This is a genomic window from Schauerella aestuarii (genome assembly GCF_009866805.1).
Classification (GTDB): domain Bacteria; phylum Pseudomonadota; class Gammaproteobacteria; order Burkholderiales; family Burkholderiaceae_B; genus Schauerella; species Schauerella aestuarii.
Genome location: NZ_SIZW01000043.1, coordinates 519,504 through 536,653, shown reverse-complemented (window position 1 = coordinate 536,653; position 17,150 = coordinate 519,504). Strand labels below are relative to the sequence as shown.

The window sequence follows — 17,150 nt, the reverse complement described above, 5'->3', positions numbered from 1 at the left end:
CCGTCCGTCTTGTCTATTCGTCATCGCCCTATCCGCCGCCGTTACTCGCCCGTCCTCGTTGCTTACGCGCGGCCGCGCACTAGCCACCGCGGGTCGCGCCGTCAAGCACGGCCGACGGGATGACCTGCGACCCACGCTCGGCTGTTTCAACGCCGATGACGCCACGCAATCGGATCGCAATCCTTTCATTTTGATGTCATCGCTATTCTCGACCGCTAATAATATTCAGCGCGGCGTTGAAAATCATCGCGGGACAATGCCTGGAAATGTGTCACCGATTGGTCACAGTGCGCTTGGCATCATTCGCGACAGCCGGCAAATATCAAAGCCGCGATGATGGGACGCGCAAGATACCCATGCGCGACTTAGGTGCGACTTCGGTGCGATGGGGGTGCAACGAGAGTGCAACGGTAGTGCGATAGGAGCGCGATAGCGGTGCGATCGCATGCGAGATGGGCACGCGACGAATATCGCTGCGTCAGCGTTTCATACTGAAAACGAGAAGTTTCAGGCAGCGCTGCGCGCCAGCAGCGGTTTCAGTTCGGCAGCGAAGGCCGCGCGCCGCGCCGGCGTGACCGCCCGGCCGATCTGCAGCACCTTCGATCCGTGGTGCAGCCAGATGAGATTTTGCGGCGGCTGCAGGGGCGACATGCGAACCCGTTGCGGGTTCAGCAGCACGGTGCTGCACTGCGCGCCAAGCACCACGTCGATCTGCAACTGCCCGTCGCTGCGCAACAGGATTGTTTCGCCATCGCGGGCGTGGCGCGCGAAGCCATAGGCAGCCACGCCGATCACCAGCAGTCCAGCAAGGCACGCCATCGCTTCCACGTGCATACCGCCCAAGCTCAGGCCGCTGCTCAGCAAGATCACCGTGATACATAATGTGCTGACCACGGCCAGGAACTGGCGCGGTGTGATGGTGCGTTTCAAAGACCACCGAGGTGCCGAATTTTGCGGCACAGCAAACACAAACGCGGGGTTGAGCATGGTGAACCCTGGTGTCGTGACAGCGGAAAGGTCACACGCCGGCAGTGTGACGTGGCCCGAGAGAAGGCGAATGATGCAAAGCCTTGCGAGCGGATCGAGATCGGATGCAAGAATCCGTCATCGACCGATTATGTGGATCGCTCGCAAGTCTGTCAATAATTTGTGCGGTGCAATAGTCGCTTAAAACGAGAAATCACGTGGATATTCGGTACCTGCAGAGTTTCGTCACCGTGGCCGACAGCGGCTCGTTCGCCCAGGCCGCACGGCAACTGGATCTGACGTCGACGGCGGTGGCCGCGCGTGTCAAAGCCTTGGAGCAAACACTCGGCTTGTCGCTCATCCAACGCGCTGGACGTTCCGTGCGGCCGACCGATGCCGGCCTGCGAATTCTGGAACGATCGCGCGCCCTCCTGCGCGACGCCCGTGATCTGGCCACGCTGGTGGATGACACCGCGCCCTACGGCGAGTTACGCCTCGGGGTGTTCGTCTCCGCCATGACGAGTGTGCTGCCGCCCGTGCTCAAACGCTTCTACGACCTTTATCCTAGCTTGTCGGTGTTTGTCACGCCGGGGTCATCGGTCGAACTGTGCCGCCAGGTAGGTGCGGGAGAGCTCGATGCGGCGGTCGTCGTCCAGCCGCAGTTCTCGCTTGCGAAGACCTGCCGATGGCAATCGTTGATGGAAGAGATTCTGGTCGTGGTGGCGCCCGCCGCGATGGCGGGCCGCGATCCGCTCGAGCTGCTGCGCACGCAACCCTTCATCCGCTACGACCGATCGGTGTTGGGGGGGCAGCTCGCTGACCGCTATTTGCGCGATCAAGGCATCAGCCCCCATCAACGCCTGGAAATCGACAGCCTGCTCGGCGTGGCCGCACTCGTCGATCAAGGCCTGGGTGTGGCGCTGTTGCCGGATTGGTCGTCGCTCTGGTCGACCCGCTATGAACTCGCGCGCATTCCGTTGCCCGGTCGGGCGCCTGTGCGGCGCGTGGGGCTTGTATGGCAAGAGCGCGGGCCGCGTGCCCAATTGGCCGAAGCCTTCCTGCGCGAAGCGCAGACGGTGTTTCCGACGGCACTTGCACTCGACGGCGATTAGGCGTTCACGACGGCGCAGGGAGCCTGCCGGCCGGGCATGTCCAACTCTGCCCGACCAGCTTGCCCATGGCTTCCGACCGGCCTGGATCGCGACCGGCCGACGGGTTCGCCTCAGGGCTTGCCGACCGGCGTGCTGCCACCGTCGCCCAAACCCTGCAGGAAGTCGAAGTCGCATCCTTGATCGGCTTGAGTCACCGTGGTGAGGAAGAGCTTGCGGTAACCGCGCTGATCCTCCTCGCGTGCCGGCTTGGCCTGCCACTTCGATTTCCGCTCCGCGAGCTCGGCATCGCTGATCAGCAACGACAATTCACGATTGGCCACGCTCAGGCGAATGCGATCGCCATTCTTCACCAACGCCAACGGCCCGCCGATCGCGGATTCCGGCGTGACGTGCAGCACGATCGTGCCCGATGCCGTACCGCTCATGCGGCCGTCAGAAATACGTACCATGTCTTTCACGCCGGCACGCGCCAGCTTGCGGGGGATCGGCATATAACCGGCCTCCGGCATTCCGGGCGCGCCCACCGGGCCGATCTCCTTGAGCACCATGAAGTCGTCGGCGGTAATGTCCAGGTCGTCATCATCGACCCGCGATGCGAGATCCTGAAGATCGTCGAAGACGACGGCGCGCCCTTCCTTCTCCATCAACACCGGCGAGGCCGCCGATTGCTTGATGATGGCACCGCCGGGCGCCAGATTGCCGCGCAACACAGCGATGCCGCCCTGCGCGTAGATCGGGTTGTTGAAGGGACGCACCACATCCTGCGTGAACGCCGGGCCCGCGTCGTCGAGCTCTTCGCCCAGCGTGCGGCCCGTAATCGTCAAGGCATCGAGGTGCAGCAGAGGCCGCAGCTCACGCAACAACGTGCGCAGGCCGCCCGCCTTGTGGAAATCTTCCATGTAGTGCTGACCCGACGGTTTGAGATCGACCAGCACCGGCGTTTCCTTGCCGATGCGATCGAACGCTTCCATATCCATCTTGATCCCCAAACGGCCGGCAATGGCCGTCAGGTGAACGATCGCGTTGGTGGACCCGCCGATGGCCAGCAGCACCCGCAGGGCATTCTCGAATGCCTTCGGCGTCAGAATACGATCCGGCGTCAGATTCTGGCCGATCATCCGCACGGCTTGCGTGCCCGTCAGCTCGGCGATGCGAATGCGGTCGGCAGTCACGGCCGGTGGCGAAGCCGCGCCAGGCACCATCATGCCCAGCGCTTCGGCAATACACGCCATCGTGCTTGCGGTGCCCATCACCGAACAGGTGCCCACACTCGCCACCAATTGGTTGTTCACATCGGCGATTTCGGTGTCGTCGATTTCTTCAGCGCGATATTTGCCCCAGAAACGACGGCAGTCGGTACATGCGCCAACGCGCTCACCGCGATGCGAACCGGTCAGCATCGAGCCCGTCACGAGTTGAATGGCGGGCACGCGGGCGCTGGCAGCTGCCATCAATTGAGCCGGCACCGTCTTGTCGCAACCGCCGATCAACACGACCGCATCCATCGGCTGCGCCCGAATCATTTCCTCGGTATCCATCGACATCAAGTTGCGCAGATACATGCTCGTGGGCGCGGCAAAGCTTTCATGAATCGAGATCGTGGGAAACTCGACCGGCAAGCCGCCCGCCAGCATCACACCGCGCTTCACCGCTTCCATCAACTGCGGCATATTGCCGTGACAGGGGTTATAGCCGCTGCCGGTATTGGCGATGCCGATCACCGGCCGGCCCAGCGCGTCGTCGGTGAAACCGGCGCCTTTGATGAAGGCCTTGCGCAAAAAGAGCGAGAAGCCGGTATCACCGTAACTGGTCAGGCCGCGGCGCATGCCGGTCGCGGATTCGGTCTCGGGCTTATCTTTGGATGACTTCGAAGACATGACTTTCCTTGTACTGAAAACAGGTAGTGATTCGTGCTTATTCGAGCGTGATCTTGGCGTCGGCGATCACTTTGGCCCACATATCGACTTCGGCCTGCAGACGTTTGCGGGCTTCCGGCGCGGAGGCCGGTGCCACGGCATACGCGCCCTGCTGCAACAGTTTTTCCTTCACATCGGGCATCTGCAAGACGCGTGTGACGGCGGCGTTGAGCTTCTCGACAATCGGCGCCGGCGTCTTGGCGGGCACCAGGATACCGAACATCGAGGCCACTTCGAAACCGGGCAAACCCGCTTCGGCAGCCGTCGGCATGTCGGGCAGCATCGAGATGCGCTCGGGCGTGGTCACCGCGAGCGCACGCAATTGACCGCTCTTGATGAAGGGCAAGGCTGCAGGCACGGTCTCGACCATGGTGTTGACCTGACCGCCCACCAGATCGGTCATTGCCGGGCCACTGCCGCGATAAGGCACGTGCAGCATATCGACGCCGGCCTGGCGCTTGAACAATTCCGCACCCATGCGCTGCGGGGCGCCCGCACCGGATGAGGCATACGTGAGTTTGCCCGGATTGGCCTTGGCGTAAGCAATCAGCTCCTTCAGCGACTTGGCCGGCACGTTGGGATTGACCACAAACACCAGCGGCACGGCGGCCACGGTGGCCACCGGCGTCAGGTCGTCCATCAGCTTGTACGAAATCGTCGGCTTTTCCAGCGTCGCCATGATCGAGTGCGAGGTGATCGCGCCCATCAGCAACGTGTAGCCGTCGGGCTCGGCACGCGCCACCGCATCGGCGCCCAGGTTGCCACCCGCGCCACCCCGGTTTTCCACCACGACCTGTTGCTTGAGCTCGTCGGACAGCTTGGCGGCCAGCACCCGGCCCACCACGTCGGTAGCGCCACCGGGAGGATAAGGAATCACCATCCGCAAAGGACGATCGGGGTACTCGGCGGCTTGCGCTGACGCCGCGCCCAGCGCACAGGTCAGCATGGCGGCGCCCGCGGCGCTGAGGATGCGGCGGCGTTGGGTGAAAACGAATTGGGGCATGTCGGGTCTCCGTGTTATGTCGTAGGCGGCCCCGTCGAGGGGTGCCGCATCAACATTATTGGAGTGCCGGCCATGGTCAAACCATCGAGTTATTGGGTTCTATGCGAGAGATTCTTGGGGTTTGCCTGAACTTCCCAGTAACGAACGACCCGCAATCGCCCTCACAACCGGCGCAAGAATGCAGCGTCGAGCGCCTTCAGATCGGTCACCCCCAACAGCCCCATATCCCGCTGCACCTCTGCCACGATCAGGCCGATGGCATGCTTCACGCCTTCCGGGCCCGCCACCGCGGCCGCGAAATTGAACGGCCGGCCAACGAAGCAGCATTTCGCGCCCAGCGCCAACGCCTTGAGCACATCCGTGCCGCGGCGAATGCCGCTATCGAGCATGACCGTCATTTCGCCAGCCGCGGCCACCACCTCGGGCAACACGATCAGCGGCGCCACCGTGCCGTCGAGCTGCCGGCCGCCGTGGTTGGACACGATGATGCCGTCCATGCCGTGGTTACGCGCAAGCGCGGCATCTTCGGCCGACAAGATGCCCTTGATCACCATCGTGCCTTTCCATTGCCGCCGGATGGCGGCCACGTGTGTCCAGTTCAAATGCCCGCGGTCGGAAAAATCCCGCAGCACGTTGGCCGACACGATCGGCGCCCCGCGCTTGGCATAGTTGTTCTCGAAGTGCGGCATGCCATGGCGCGACAGCGTGCGTAGAAAATTGCCGAACAGCCAGCGCGGGTGCGTGACGCCCTGATAGGCCAGCGACAGACTCGGGCGCAGTGGCGTCGAAAATCCGGCGCGGACATTGTTCTCGCGATTCGCCGATACCGGCGTGTCTACCGTGAGCACCAGGGTTTGCACCTTCGCGGCCGCCACACGATCGATCAGCGCGCGTATCTGCTCGCTATCCCCCGGCAGATACGCTTGAAACCACGTGCCGGGCGCCTGTTCCATCACCTCTTCGAGCCGGATCAACGACGACCCGCTCATGATCGCCGGTACGTTTGCGTCCATCCCCGCGCGGGCGAGCACGATGTCGCCGCGATAACTCGACATCGCCGAAATCCCCATCGGCGCCAACCCCACAGGCGCCGCGTATGTGCGGCCGAAGATCTCCACGGTTTGATCGCGCTTGGACACGTCCACCAATACGCGCGGCACGAATCCATATCGATCGAACTGCGCGCGATTGGCGCGCTCGGACATGTTGTCTTCCACGCCGCCCGCCACGTAGGCGAAGATCGGCTTGGGCAAGGCCCGCTCGGCGGCAGGCTGGAAATCGTTCAAGCTAAGAAATTGACGCAGCGACTTCGGCACGGCTTGGGTCTCCCCCGGATCGAAAAAGTGGCGCATGGCGTGCGCCACTCCGAGATGTTGTCATTTAAGTCATGGACTATAGGCCAAGGTGAGATCAGAATAAAGCGCGTTTATCGATCGCTTTTCATTCACTTTTATTCGCTCTCGCCAGCGCCAGAGTTTTGCCATGACGCTCAAACAGCTCGAAGCCTTTTACTGGGCGGCCACCTGCCGCAACTTCGCGATTGCCGCCAGCCGTCTCGATATCTCGATTTCGTCCTTGTCCAAGCGTTTGGCCGAGCTGGAGATCTCGATCGGTGCCGACCTCTTCACGCGTACCGCGCGCAGCGCCACGCTCACGCCGTTGGGCGAACAGCTCGTGCCGCATGCCAAGGAACTGCTGCGCAGTGCGGATCAGTTCACGCGCCGCGCCAGCAATCGCATGACGCTTTCCGGACGCTGCCGCTTCGGCGTGGGCGAATTGACCTCGCTCAGCTGGATGCCGAAGCTCATCTCCGCCATCCAGGCGGCACATCCTGCGCTATCGATCGAACCCACGGTAGACGTGGGCGAATGGCTCGAAAAAGGTCTGGAAGAAGGCGAACTGGATTTCGCGATCATCGCCGGCCCTTCGACCCGAACCGCCATCGCCTCGAGCGTGATCGGCGAAGCCCGGTTCGAGTGGGTCACCACCCGGCGCGCCGTACCGCATCCCGAAGACTTGCCGCCGGAAGCGTTGGCCGACCTCACGCTGGTCACGTTGCCGCAAAGTGCCGGCACCGTGCGCATGCTCGATGCATGGCTGACCGATCAGCGCGCCGCGCCCGGCCGCCACCTCAGTTGCAATAACTGGGGCGCCGTCGCGGGATTGATTCGCGAAGGTCTGGGTGTGGGCTTTCTGCCCACCGCATGGGCCCAGTTGCTGATCGCACGCGGCGATCTGGCGCCCTTGCCGCACTTCCCGCCCCTGCGTCCGCTGACCTACACCTATCAATGGCGGCGCGACGACACCCGCCCGATGGTGCAAGCGATACGTGAACTCGCCCAGCAAACCGTGGATTTCCATGCGCCAACCTGCCTCATCTGAGCGCTCGCCCCCGCGCACACCGAGACACACTAAAAGCCAACAGTCACCCGGCGTTTTTTAGAAGCAACAAAGCGCACAATGTGACGCAACCGCGCGGGGGCAACGGCGACGGCGCCTGACCCGCCGAAGACGCAGCGCAGCGACGGCGCACGACCTGTCGCATGCACCCTGACAAAAGAAGCGCGACCGAGAACGCGCGCCCCACCTTCATCTGGAACGGAGACTATGAACGACATCGCCCACACGGCGCGCGTGCGCCGGCTGGACCTCTGGCTGAACGATGCCTTCGACCGCTTGATCGCCACCGACCCCGGCGTCTCGCTGGAAGTGCTGCCGTCGCGCGGCGACGATGCGCGCACGTTGGCGGGCCTGCGCCAGGCCCACGCGTACCACGTCTCGGCCGCGAAAGACGAAGTGCCCGTCGCCTGGCAGGTCAATGCCGCGCTCATTGCGCAATGCCCCGATCTGGTGTGCGTATCGTCAGGCGGCGCGGGCTATGACACGGTCGATGTGGCCGCGTGCACACAAGCCGGCATTGCCGTCGTCAACCAGGCGGGCGCGAACGCCAACTCGGTGGCCGAGCACACGTTCGCCTTGCTGCTCGGCATCGTCAAACGTGTCGTCGAAGCCCATACACGTTTGCAACGCGATGTGGGCTTCTCGCGCGAAGACGTGATGGGCAACGAGATTCACGGCCGCACGATGGGGCTCATCGGATTGGGCGAAATCGGCACACGCACCGCTCGCATCGCGCGCGGCTTCGGCATGGACGTGCTGGCCTATGACCCTCACCTCACCGACGCCGAGATCCGCTCGCGTGGCGCCGAACCGCGCACGTTCGAGAACCTGATCGCGCAAGCGGACGTGGTATCGCTGCACTGCCCTCTGGACGCCACCACACGCGGCATGATGAACGCCGATGCCTTCGCAGCAATGAAGCGGGGTGCGCTTTTCATTTCGACGGCACGTGGCGGCATTCACGACGAAGCCGCTTTGCTGGCCGCATTGCAGTCCGGCCATCTGGCCGGCGCCGGCCTGGACGTGTGGGTGCAAGAACCGCCCCCCCGCGATACGCCCCTGCTGCACCTGCCCAACGTGGTTGCGGCCTATCACACCGGCGGCGTCACACACGAAGCGCGCCGCAACGTGGCCGTGTCGTCCGCAGAACAGATCCTTGCGATGCTGCACGGTCGGCGACCGCCGAAGCTGGTGAACCCGGAAGTGTGGCCCACTGCGCTGGCACGTATCCAGGCGTTGAAGCTGGGCTGATCCGATCGACGTCAACACCCCATAAATAGATTTTGAGGAGACAACACATGAACAAGAACAGACGCGCCGTACTCGGTTCGCTCGCCATCGGTAGCGCCATGCTGATGGGCCTCACGCCCGCGGCACACGCGGCCACCTATCCCGAGCATCCCATCAATCTGATCGTTTCCTACGGACCCGGCGGCGGCACCGATCTGGTCGCGCGCATGATGGCACCCTTCATCCAGAAATACCTGGGCAACGGTGCCCGCATCGTGGTGCTCAACCGCCCGGGCGCGGGCGGCGCCATCGGCTTTGCAGAAGTGGCACGCGCACCGGCAGACGGCTACACCATCGGCTTCGTCAACACGCCCAACATGCTCACCATCCCGATCGAACGCAAGTCGACCTTCGACTGGAAGAGCTTCGATCTGCTGGGCAACGTGGTCGACGATCCAGGTGCCTTTACGGTATTGAACAGCAGCCCCATCAAGACGCTGGCCGAACTGGCCGATTACGCGAAGAAGAATCCCGGGAAGGTCACGGTAGGCACCACAGGCACCGGCTCCGACGATCATCTTGCGATGCTGCAATTCCAGAAGGTATCCGGCACGCAGCTCAGCCACATTCCCTACAAGGGTGCGGGTGAGGTACGCGGCGCGGTGGCCAGTGGCGAAATCATGATCGGAGCCATCAACGTGGGTGAAGCGCTGGCCTATCAGAAAGGCGGCACGCCGATCCGTTTCCTCGGGCAAATGGGCAAGACGCGCTCGGTGATCCTGCCCGACGTGCCAACCTTCAAGGAACAGGGCTACGACTACGAACTGGCGTCGCTGCGCGGCCTTGCCGCGCCCAAGGGATTGCCGCCCGAAGTGCGCAAGCAGCTCGTGGATGCAATTGCCAAAACGCTGGCCGATGCCGAGTTTCAAGCGAAGGCGGCCGAACTTTTCGCCCCGCTGCGCTACCTGACGCCTGACGACTATTCCCGCGAACTTGCGCGCGGCGAAGCCGAATTCCAGGCGCTGTGGAAACAGATGCCCTGGATTGATCAGTAGGCAAATTGTATTTCGGTTGTTTTCGTTCGCATTCTATATACCGGGTAATCCCGCATATCTTGGCTTCTTTTTCAACGCTACAACATCATTCTGTATTTTTTTTGTACTGATGAACATGAAAATAAGCCTCATAGGATGCGGCGAGGTCGGGAGATGCTACGCCGAGGCGCTCGCAGCAGCGGGCCACCAGATGGTGGATCTTTGCGACGAGCGCCCTACGGATGCGCTGCGGGCTCTGGCCGAAGCACTGTGCGCAAGGGTTCAAACGGCGCCCGGTGCCTGGCTGGCCGATGCGGAGGTGGTGATCAGCGCGGTGTTCGGCGGCGTGGCGTTGGACGTCGCTCACCGCGCGCTGCCGCTGATGACGCCCGGTGCAATCTACGCCGACTTCACCACCGCCAACCCAGCGCACATGACCAGCGCGGCAGCGCAAGCGACTGCTCACGGCGTGCGCCTGGTCGACGTGGCGATCACGGGCGGCATCAGCATGACGAAACACAAGACGCCACTGCTGTGCGCTGGCATCGGTGCGGAAGATATCCGTGTGCTGCTGGCGTCTATCGGTGCGCCGATCAAGGCCGTTGGCGATCGCGCGGGCGATGCCGCCACCCTGAAACTGCTGCGCAGCATCTTCACCAAGGGCATTGAAGCGCTCGCGGTCGAATGCCTGGTCGCCGCCGAGAAAAAGGATTTGCGGCACACCCTGTACGACGTGCTTTCCGATGTCGATCAAACACCGCTGCCCAGCTTTCTCGAAGCGTGCGTGCGCACCCATGTGATTCACGCGAAACGGCGCCTGGCCGAAGTACAAGAAGCCAAACGACAATTGCGGCTCGACGATCTCGAGCCGTTGGTGCTGGACGGTGTGGAAGCCTTGTTTCAACGCACCACCAACGCGTTGAACGCCGAGACGGCACCGATCGACAACACGATCGAGGGCAGTCTGACGTGGCTGCGGCAACACGCCGAATCGTCACGGCCGTCGGTTTGATTAGCCGCTTCGACCCATGCAACGTTGGACGGTCACGACGTTTAAGTTCTTAGACTCATAGACCGTTTGATCGTCGAGACCCATCACCCATAGACCTTTATATCCATAGACCACTGACCATTTTTTATCGTCGCGACCCCGATCCACAGAGCCTGTGATCGTCGCGATCGAAAGATAAGAAAAAACCAAGATTTCGGAGGATGACAATGAAAGCACTGAGCAAACTCGCCGCCCTGGCAACCCTGTCGGCATGCGCCTTCGCGGTGACAGCGGCCGATCTCTCGCAAAGCCCCATCAGCATGATTTCTCCGTTCCCGCCCGGCGGCGGCACCGACACCCTCACCCGCATGGTGGCCACCAGCATTTCGGCCAAGACCAAGTGGAATATCGTGGTGGAGAACAAGCCTGGCGCCGGCGGCAACCTGGCACTGGACAGCACAGCGCGGGCCAATCCCGACGGGCATACGCTCGTCATGGCGCAAACCGACAACATCGTCCTCAATCCCTGGCTATACACCAAACTCTCGTACGACACGTTCAAAAGTTTCACGCCCGTCGGACTGGTGGCGACCTCACCCAGTGTGTTTGTGGTCATGCCGGATTCGCCGTACAAAACGATCGCAGATGTCGAGAAAGCCGCCAAGGAAAAACCGAACGAGATCACGCTGGGCATTCCCGGCGTGGGCGGCACCGGCGATCTGTTGGGCCATCTCTGGGGCAAAGCCGCCAAGATGCAGCTCTCGCATGTGCCGTATCGCGGCTGGTCGCAAGCGTTCCCCGATCTGATGAGCCAGCGCATCGCGCTTTACACCGGCTCGGTCGCATCGCTTTTGCCGCAGATCAAGGCCGGCAAGGTGCGCGCCCTGGCGGTTGTGGCAGAGCAGCGTTCGCCCGCCCTGCCCGATGTGCCCACCTTCGTGGAAAGCGGCTACAAGGACATCAATCAAAGCATCTGGTGGGGCTTGATGGCACCGGCAAAAACGCCTGACGCGGTCGTTAAAACGCTGAACACCGCGCTGAACGACACGCTGCGCGATCCCGAATTGATCAAGAAGCTCGAGGAAAGCGGCTACAGCGTCATCGGCGGTACGCCCGACGATCTGGCCAAGCGCCACAAGGCCGACCACGACACCTTCGGCAAAATCGTCAAGGACGCCGGCATCGAGCCACAATAACGCAGTCCGTTCTTAATGCCGAGCGACGTACCCGGGATAGTCCAGGTACGTCCCTTTCGTTTTTCACATTGGAGACATCATGATTGGCTTTCAAATCCACACCCGCACCCGCGCCGTCAGCGCCGACACCGTCAAGAAATTCGCCGCCATTCCGGTAGCCAATATCAGCGACATGATGTCGCGCATGACGGCCGGCGGCGCGCGGCTGCGCCCGATGCACGACGGCACGCTGCTGGCCGGTGCCGCCGTCACCGTGCGCACGCGCCCGGGCGACAACCTGATGGTGCACAAGGCGCTCGATATCGCCCAGCCCGGCGACGTCATCGTCGTGGACGCCGGTGGCGACCTGACCAATGCCATCATCGGCGAAATCATGGTGGCTTATGCACAAACGCGCAAACTGGCCGGCATCGTCATCAACGGCGCCATCCGCGATGCGGGCACCTTGCGCAAGGGCAGCTTCCCGGTGTACGCGGCTGGCATCACCCACCGCGGTCCCTACAAGGATGGCCCGGGCGAAATCAACTGCACCATCGCCTTGGACGGCATGACCATCGAGCCGGGCGATCTGATCCTCGGCGACGAAGACGGACTCTTGAGCATCCCGTTCGATCAGGTCGAAGCCGCCTACAAAGCCGCCAGCGACAAGCATGTCGTGGAAGAGAAAATGCTGGCCGATATCGCGGCCGGCAAGTTCGACACCAGTTGGGTCGATGCACGCCTGAAGGCACTCGGCTGCATCATGTGAGCACCGGCCATCTCGCTTGATGGACGTTGGCATCGAGCGAGATGCCAGCCTGCGCGTCACGGCGCGCAGGCGGCGAGTGAACCCATGTGCTCAGTGCTTGCGCTGATTCTGGAACAGCATTCGTGTGGCCGCCAGATGATATCGGGTGGCCACTTCGGCAAACGCGCGGTCGCGCGCCCTGAGCGCCGCGATGATCTGACGATGATGCTCCACACTCGTCAGCATGTCCTGCGTGGTGTAGAAATAGAACGACCCAATGATGATCGGCATGTCGAGAAAGCTTTCGACCAACGATTTGAGGCGCGCCGAATGCGACGCGTCGATCAACTGGTGGTGAAACGCGTTATTGATCTGCTGAATACGATCGACCCGATCGGGATCGTCGGATTGAACGGCGTCGAGCATTTGCTGATTGAGCGCCTCGAGCGCATCCACCTCCGCCGCCGTCGCGTGCACTGCAGCCACGCCGGCTGCATGCGGCTCGAGCAGCAACCGCACGTCAAAGGCCTCTTCGATATCGCGATCGGTCCAGCCGACCACCACGGCGCCGCGATGCTCTTCAAAACGCACCAGGCCGTCGGCGACCAACTTCTGGATCGCCCCGCGCACCGGCGTGCGGCTCACCGAAAGATCGCTCGCAATGTGCTCTTCACGTAAACGCTCGCCTGGCAGAAATGCGCCCGACATCAGCTTGCGCCTTAATTCCGCATAGACCACATCGCGCACGTTTGCCATAACACCTTTATCGAATGGACGGCTGAAGATCGACGTCGCCAGAGTGAGTTCGAGCGGTCAACAGGCCCGCAGGCCTTGCCCGGCGACAACCCGAATTATACGGGGCGAGGCCCGCCGCCACACGTTGCATCGGGCATCGCGCAAACAAGGCTTCCGCTTCCTGCCGGCCACGCGAATACTTCCCCATGCGCGCCACATCGCCGATGCGGCAAGCGCAATCAAGCAGCCTTCAAGGTAGCGCCATGCGTCGTCTTGCCATCGTTTCTCTGCTTTCCAGTGTGTTGGCCCTCGCGCTATCCGCGTGCGGCGAAATGGCCAAATATCCCGAGCAGGCCGGGTTTGGACCCACGCCTACCCTTCCGGCGCCCACCACCACCCTGATACCCACGGTGAATATCGCACCCGCCGTCGGCTGGCCGGAAGGCACGCTTCCCACGCCGGCCGAGGATCTGCAGGTCGGCGCATTTGCCCGCGATCTCGATCACCCGCGCTGGCTGTATGTGCTGCCCAACGGGGATGTGCTCGTCGCCGAGACCAATGCGCCGCCCAAGCCCGACGATGGTCGTGGCATCAAGGGATGGGCCATGCGCACGGTGATGAAGCGCGCCGGCGCCGGCACCCCCACCGCCAACCGCATTGTGCTGCTGCGCGACACGAACCACGATGGCGTAGCCGATATGCGCACCGTGCTGCTGCAGGATCTCAATTCGCCGTTCGGCATGGCGCTCGTCGGCAACGACCTCTATGTGGCCAACACCGATGCCTTGCTGCGCTTTCCCTATCGCAGTGGCGATACGCAAATCACGGCGCCTGGCGTCAAGGTGATGGATCTACCCGCGGGCCCCATCAACCATCACTGGACCAAGAACGTCATCGCCAGCCCGGACGGGGCTCATCTCTACGTAACGGTGGGATCCAATAGCAACGTCGCCGAAAACGGCATCGAGCAGGAAAGCGGACGGGCCGCAATCTGGCAGGTGAACATCGCCTCAGGAGCCGCCCGCCCTTTCGCTACAGGCCTGCGAAACCCCAATGGTCTGGCGTTCGAACCCGTCAGCCGAGCACTGTGGACCACGGTGAACGAACGCGACGAGCTGGGCAGCGATCTGGTGCCGGACTACATGACGTCCGTCAAAGACGGCGCATTCTACGGCTGGCCTTATAGCTATTACGGTCAGCATGTGGACACGCGGGTACAGCCGCCGCGCCCCGATCTGGTCGCACAAGCGATTGCACCGGACTACGCGCTGGGCACGCACACGGCATCGCTGGGGTTGGTTTTTTACACGGCAAAGCAGTTGCCCGCACGCTTTCAAGGCGGTGCGTTCGTCGGCCAGCACGGCTCGTGGAATCGGCAGCCGCGCAGTGGCTACAAGGTGATTTATGTGCCCTTCAGCGACGGCCGCCCTGCGGGCGCGCCGCTCGACGTGCTGACGGGCTTCGTCGATGATGCCGGCCAGGCGCGTGGCCGGCCGGTGGGCGTCGCCGTCGATCAAACCGGCGCGTTGTTGGTTGCCGACGATGTCGGCAACACCATCTGGCGCGTCAGCGCGCGTTAGCCCGTCGTTAATCCGTATGGCGTCCTCAACGGTCGTCGCTACCCTGGGGGCCGTCTACATCCTCAACACCATCATCCTTGCGTTTGGCGGCATCCGGATCTTCCTGCTTGTGCAGGGCATCAGGCGCAGCCATCCGCAGGGAAAGCCGGCCCTTATCCGTCACGCGCAACAACCCGAGCGAATCCGGGCGCACGACGCGCAGGCTCACCAGCATGTCGACGAATTTCTGGGGCACCGGCGTGCGTGTGCGACCGGCAGCTTCGTTTTCAGCCACCACGCGCAACCATTTTTCGAGCTCGCCGCTTTCAAGTCCATAAAGCATGATTCAAACTTCCTGTGTGATATCCGGGGACGCTGCAAAGGCTTTCAGATCGTCCCCAGCCATACGGTAACGTATCCACTCGTCTTGCGGCTTGGCGCCAGCCGCGCGATAAAAGTCGATCGCCGGCGTATTCCAATCGAGCACGCTCCACTCGAAGCGCCCGCAATCGCGATCCACCGCCACACGTGCCAGATGTTGCAGCAATGCCCGGCCAGCGCCCCGCCCGCGACCGCTCGGCGACACGTATAAGTCTTCGAGGTACAGGCCATTCTTGGCCAACCACGTCGAGTAGCTGAAAAAGTAGATCGCGAATCCCACCGGCTGCCCGTCCAGCTCGCAGATCAGCGCACTCGGCACCGCGTTCGGCCCGAACAGCGTGGCGGTCAAGCTTGCTTCGGTGGCCAGCACCTCGTGTTCGGCTTTTTCGTACACCGCCAGCTCAGTGATGAACTGGAGAATGACGGCCACGTCGCTTTCCAGCGCGGGGCGTATATGAATGGTCAATCGTTGTCTCCTGCGGGAAAAAACCGGAATCAATACCGATTACGCCAGCAGTCTACGACGATCGTCCGCACTAGGTGTTTCCTTATGCCGTGCGGCCCCCGACGTCGCGAACCGGCTTCCAGCCGAACGCCGCCAGCGGAACTAACCCGATCAGGATCGCCAGAATCGACACCCCGCCCACGTAGTAGGCAGCGGCCATGCGATCCTGCTGCAACCACAATTGCGTCAGCACTGGCGTGAAGCCGCCGAAGACGGCGTAAGCCACGTTATAGGCAAACGACAGCCCGGAAAAACGGATCGCCGGCGGAAACGCCCGCGTTCCCACGATCGGCATCGTGGCGATCACGCCGCAGAACAGCCCCACCAGACCGTAATGAAACACCAGGCTCTCATGCGTAATGCCCGGCAGGCTGGCGAAGAACCAATAGCTGGCGATGGCCAACCCGCCCCAGCCCAGCACCAACGTCGCGCGGGTGCCGATCTTGTCCGTCAGCCAGCCGAAAAGCACGCAACCCAACGTGAGCATCAGCGTGGCCACGCAGTTGGCGACCAGTGAAGACGGAATCGAGATCCCATACTGCGTCTGCAGCAACGTGGGCGTCATCAAAATCAGCACGACGACGGCGGTCGACAGCGACCACGTCATCCCGGCCGTCACCAGGCAAGCCTGGCGGTGCTCGCGCAGCACCGTCTTGACGGGCAGCTCACGAGCCAGCGCACGCTTGGCCGCCAGCTCCTTGAACACCGGTGTCTCACCAAGGAAACGACGCAAGTACACCGACACGAAACCGAACACGCCGCCGATGATGAACGGGATACGCCAGGCGTAGTCCAGGATCTCTTCGGCAGCGAACGTGCGATTGATGAAGATGGCGATCAACGAGCCCAGCAAAATGCCGCCCGTGATGCCTGCGGTCAACGTGCCAATGCCGAAGCCATAGCGATTGGCCGGCACGTGTTCGGCCACGAACACCCAGGCGCCAGGCATTTCACCGCCGATCGCCGCCCCTTGCAGCACGCGCATCGCGAGCAGCAACAGGGGCGCCGCGATGCCGATGCTGGCATACGTCGGCATGACGCCGATCACGAAGGTCGGCACCGACATCAACAGGATCGACAGCGTGAACATCTTCTTGCGTCCGAGCTTGTCGCCAAAGTGGGCAATGATGATGCCGCCCACCGGCCGCGCCAGATAACCGGCCGCGAAAATGCCCAGCGTCTGCAGTTGCACCAGCCAGCCCGGCATGGACGGCGGGAAGAACAAATGCCCCAGCGTGACGGCAAAGAATACAAAGATCACGAAGTCGTAGAACTCCAGCGTGCCGCCCAAGGCAGCCAGGCCCAGGGTTTTGTAGTCGTTGCGCTCCAACGGACGGGCGGCGGCGTGTACTGCGGCAGAATCAGCGGGTGTCATGGCAAAGAGAGTAGATACAC

Annotated in this window: 16 protein-coding genes; 8 read left to right on the top strand and 8 right to left on the bottom strand. The window is 62.6% G+C overall.

Going from position 1 to position 17,150, the window contains the following annotated elements:
- Positions 1-507: 507 nt before the first annotated feature.
- Positions 508-930: a DUF2244 domain-containing protein gene (locus EYW45_RS21775; RefSeq protein ID WP_161137545.1), complete on the bottom strand. Its 423-nt coding sequence runs from the start codon at positions 928-930 to the stop codon at positions 508-510.
- Between the two features lie 254 nt (positions 931-1,184).
- On the opposite strand from EYW45_RS21775, the gene EYW45_RS21770 reads away from it, so the two are divergent.
- A complete protein-coding gene (locus EYW45_RS21770) occupies positions 1,185-2,078 on the top strand; it encodes a LysR substrate-binding domain-containing protein (RefSeq protein ID WP_161137544.1) in 894 nt (297 codons plus the stop codon).
- Positions 2,079-2,188: 110 nt separating this feature from the next.
- On the opposite strand, the gene EYW45_RS21765 is transcribed toward EYW45_RS21770, so the two are convergent.
- The 3 genes from EYW45_RS21765 to EYW45_RS21755 form a co-directional block, all read right to left on the bottom strand.
- On the bottom strand, positions 2,189-3,955 hold the full coding sequence (locus EYW45_RS21765; RefSeq protein WP_161137543.1) for an IlvD/Edd family dehydratase: 1,767 nt from the start codon (positions 3,953-3,955) through the stop codon (positions 2,189-2,191).
- A gap of 37 nt (positions 3,956-3,992) precedes the next feature.
- On the bottom strand, positions 3,993-4,997 hold the full coding sequence (locus tag EYW45_RS21760; RefSeq protein WP_161137542.1) for a Bug family tripartite tricarboxylate transporter substrate binding protein: 1,005 nt from the start codon (positions 4,995-4,997) through the stop codon (positions 3,993-3,995).
- A gap of 161 nt (positions 4,998-5,158) precedes the next feature.
- A complete protein-coding gene (locus EYW45_RS21755) occupies positions 5,159-6,349 on the bottom strand; it encodes an alpha-hydroxy acid oxidase (RefSeq protein WP_161137541.1) in 1,191 nt (396 codons plus the stop codon).
- A 130-nt stretch (positions 6,350-6,479) separates the two neighbouring features.
- Here EYW45_RS21755 and EYW45_RS21750 point away from each other — a divergent pair, with 130 nt between their 5' ends.
- The 6 genes from EYW45_RS21750 (at position 6,480) to EYW45_RS21725 (ending at position 12,596) form a co-directional block, all read left to right on the top strand.
- Positions 6,480-7,379, top strand: a complete 900-nt coding sequence (locus tag EYW45_RS21750; RefSeq protein ID WP_161137540.1) for a LysR family transcriptional regulator — start codon at positions 6,480-6,482, stop codon at positions 7,377-7,379.
- 225 nt (positions 7,380-7,604) lie between these two features.
- Positions 7,605-8,648, top strand: a complete 1,044-nt coding sequence (locus EYW45_RS21745) for a hydroxyacid dehydrogenase (protein ID WP_161137539.1) — start codon at positions 7,605-7,607, stop codon at positions 8,646-8,648.
- Between the two features lie 47 nt (positions 8,649-8,695).
- Positions 8,696-9,682 carry a Bug family tripartite tricarboxylate transporter substrate binding protein gene (locus EYW45_RS21740; protein WP_161137538.1) on the top strand — a complete coding sequence of 329 codons (987 nt, stop codon included), beginning with the start codon at positions 8,696-8,698 and terminating at the stop codon, positions 9,680-9,682.
- Positions 9,683-9,791: 109 nt separating this feature from the next.
- Positions 9,792-10,673, top strand: coding sequence for an NAD(P)-dependent oxidoreductase (locus EYW45_RS21735; protein ID WP_235939226.1), 882 nt, complete (start codon positions 9,792-9,794; stop codon positions 10,671-10,673).
- 206 nt (positions 10,674-10,879) lie between these two features.
- Positions 10,880-11,848 (top strand): Bug family tripartite tricarboxylate transporter substrate binding protein, encoded by a 969-nt coding sequence (locus EYW45_RS21730; RefSeq protein ID WP_161137537.1) that lies wholly within the window; start codon positions 10,880-10,882, stop codon positions 11,846-11,848.
- A 79-nt stretch (positions 11,849-11,927) separates the two neighbouring features.
- Positions 11,928-12,596, top strand: coding sequence for an RraA family protein (locus tag EYW45_RS21725; protein ID WP_161137536.1), 669 nt, complete (start codon positions 11,928-11,930; stop codon positions 12,594-12,596).
- Positions 12,597-12,686: 90 nt separating this feature from the next.
- Here EYW45_RS21725 and EYW45_RS21720 read toward each other — a convergent pair whose 3' ends face one another.
- A complete protein-coding gene (locus tag EYW45_RS21720; protein ID WP_161137535.1) occupies positions 12,687-13,331 on the bottom strand; it encodes a GntR family transcriptional regulator in 645 nt (214 codons plus the stop codon).
- Positions 13,332-13,573: 242 nt separating this feature from the next.
- Between EYW45_RS21720 and EYW45_RS21715 the strand changes: the two genes are divergently transcribed.
- On the top strand, positions 13,574-14,890 hold the full coding sequence (locus EYW45_RS21715; protein ID WP_161137534.1) for a PQQ-dependent sugar dehydrogenase: 1,317 nt from the start codon (positions 13,574-13,576) through the stop codon (positions 14,888-14,890).
- A gap of 25 nt (positions 14,891-14,915) precedes the next feature.
- Here EYW45_RS21715 and EYW45_RS21710 read toward each other — a convergent pair whose 3' ends face one another.
- From EYW45_RS21710 to EYW45_RS21700, 3 genes are all read right to left on the bottom strand, one after another.
- The gene (locus tag EYW45_RS21710; protein WP_161137533.1) at positions 14,916-15,212 is read right to left on the bottom strand and encodes a hypothetical protein; all 297 of its coding nucleotides are present in this window, start codon (positions 15,210-15,212) and stop codon (positions 14,916-14,918) included.
- A 3-nt stretch (positions 15,213-15,215) separates the two neighbouring features.
- Positions 15,216-15,716, bottom strand: coding sequence for a GNAT family N-acetyltransferase (locus tag EYW45_RS21705; protein ID WP_161137532.1), 501 nt, complete (start codon positions 15,714-15,716; stop codon positions 15,216-15,218).
- Positions 15,717-15,798: 82 nt separating this feature from the next.
- Complete coding sequence (locus EYW45_RS21700; RefSeq protein ID WP_161137531.1) at positions 15,799-17,130, bottom strand: MFS transporter; 1,332 nt, start codon at positions 17,128-17,130, stop codon at positions 15,799-15,801.
- Positions 17,131-17,150 lie beyond the last annotated feature (20 nt).